The sequence below is a fragment of the Pelagibacterium montanilacus genome (genome assembly GCF_003992665.1).
Taxonomy (GTDB): Bacteria; Pseudomonadota; Alphaproteobacteria; order Rhizobiales; family Devosiaceae; genus Pelagibacterium; species Pelagibacterium montanilacus.
This window is the reverse complement of record NZ_RZMX01000050.1, coordinates 1-2291: the sequence shown is the minus strand read 5'-3', so window position 1 is coordinate 2291 and position 2291 is coordinate 1. Positions and strand designations below refer to the sequence as shown.

Below are 2291 nucleotides of genomic sequence, written 5' to 3'. Positions count from 1 at the left end.
TCGTTTTCCATTGCCGTATTGATCGCCTTCGTGGGCGGCCGCCCGGGCATGATCTCGGCGGCGACCGCTGCAACGGCGGTTCTCATGGTCACGCTGGTGCGCGATCACGGGCTCGAGTATCTGCTGGCCACCACGGTTATGGCGGGCGTTCTCCAGATCGCCGCCGGGTTTCTCAAGCTCGGCATGGTGATGCGGTTCGTGTCCCGTTCGGTGATGACGGGCTTTGTGAACGCGCTGGCCATCCTGATCTTCATGGCCCAGTTGCCAGAGCTGACCAATGTGTCGATGCTGACCTATGTGATGGTCGCCGCCGGCCTCGCGATCATCTACCTCTTCCCCTACGTCACCAAGGCCATTCCCTCGCCGCTGGTCTGCATCGTGGTTCTGACCGCGCTGGCCATGGCGCTGGGCATGGATCTGCGCACGGTGGGCGACATGGGTGCGCTGCCCGACACGCTGCCCATGTTCCTGATCCCGCAGATCCCGCTGACCTTCGAGACGCTGATGATCATCCTGCCCTATGCGGCAGCGGTTGCGGTGGTGGGCCTGCTCGAGTCGCTGATGACGGCCCAGATCGTGGACGATCTGACCGACACCAAGTCCGACAAGAACCAGGAGTGCATCGGCCAGGGCATCGCCAATACCGCAACCGGCTTTATCGGCGGCATGGCCGGCTGCGCGATGATCGGACAGTCGATCATCAACGTCAAATCCGGCGGTCGTGGGCGGCTCTCGAGCCTGCTTGCGGGAATTTATCTGCTTTTCATGGTGCTGGTGCTCGGGGACCTCGTGACCCAGATACCCATGGCAGCGCTGGTCGCTATCATGATCATGGTTTCAATCGGCACCTTCTCCTGGAGTTCGATCAAGAACCTCACATCCCACCCCAAAAGCTCTTCGATCGTGATGCTCGCGACGGTGGTCACCGTGGTCTACACCCACAACCTCGCCATCGGGGTTCTGGCTGGCGTCATGCTCTCGGGGGTCTTTTTTGCCTGGAAGATCTCGCAGATCTTCAGGATCACCTCGGTTCTCTCAGACGATGGCCAGCACCGGACCTATCGCGTCGAAGGGCAGATATTCTTCGCTTCCGCCGAGGAGTTCACCAACGCCTTCGACTTCAAGGAAGTGCTCGACACCGTTACAATCGACGTCAGCCGCGCCCATATCTGGGATATCTCCAGCGTGCAGGCGCTCGACATGATCATCCTCAAGTTCCGCCGCGAAGGTGCGCAAGTGGAAATTCTCGGGATGAACGAGGCCAGCGAAACCATCGTGGACAGGCTTGCGATCCATGACAAGCCGGGCGCTCTGGAAAAGCTGATGGGCCACTAGAGCATTTCCTGTTCTGACGAGATCAGAACAGGAGCCCTAAATCGTTGTTTTGTCGCGCTTCCGAACCGGAAAAGTGTTTCCACTTTTCCTGGAAGCGCTCTAGGGAGGAAAGCCAAATGACCAAGATCATCACGTTTCTCGATGGTTCGGACTACACCCGCAGCGTTCTCGACCACACCGCCTGGGTGGCCGAAAAGACCGGTGCGTCGGTCGATGTCGTGCACGTCATCGGTCGCCGGCAGAGTGACACCCCGATGGACTGGAGCGGAAGCCTCGAGCTCGGCGTGCGCAGCAATCTGCTGCACGAGCTGGCCGAGCACGACGCGCAAAAGTCGCGCCTGGCCCAGGAGCGCGGCAAGCTCATCGTGGATGCAGGCGTCCAGCACCTCGCCGCAGCCGGCGTCAGCCAGGCGAAAGCGAGGCTCCTGAGGGGCGACATCGTCGAGGTCCTCAAGGATATCGAGGCCGATGCCGACCTCATCGTTCTGGGCAAGCGCGGCGAGGCGGCGGACTTTGCCAGGATGCATCTGGGGTCCAACCTCGAGCGCGTCGCGCGCGTGAGCAGCAAACCCGTGATGGTCGCCTCCCGCGCCTTCAAGCCGGTCAACGCGTTCATGATCGCCTATGATGGCGGGGCCAGCGCGGACAAGGCCGTCGACCACATCGCCAAGGGCAAGCTCTTCCCGGGCACGCCCTGCCACCTTGTCATCGCCGGCAGCGACACCGAACAGGCGCGCTCACGGCTCGAAAACGCCAACCGCAAGCTCACCGCGGCCGGGTTCGAGACCCATGCGTCTCTGATTCCGGGCGACGCCGAGAAAGTGATCGCCGAGTATGTGAAGGCCAACGACATCGGCCTGCTCGTGATGGGCGCCTATGGGCACTCGCGCATCCGGAACTTCATCATCGGCTCCACGACAACCGAGATGATCCGCTCGGTGCTCATTCCGGTCATG

Annotated in this window: 2 protein-coding genes; both read left to right on the top strand. The window is 61.6% G+C overall.

The features are described 5' to 3' along the window. On the top strand, window positions 1-1335 hold a 1335-nt coding region (locus EO136_RS13585), incomplete at its 5' end, for a SulP family inorganic anion transporter (protein ID WP_164730569.1). A 116-nt stretch (window positions 1336-1451) separates the two neighbouring features. Continuing rightward, window positions 1452-2291 (top strand): universal stress protein (locus EO136_RS13580; RefSeq protein ID WP_164730570.1); only part of this gene is annotated, 840 nt, incomplete at its 3' end.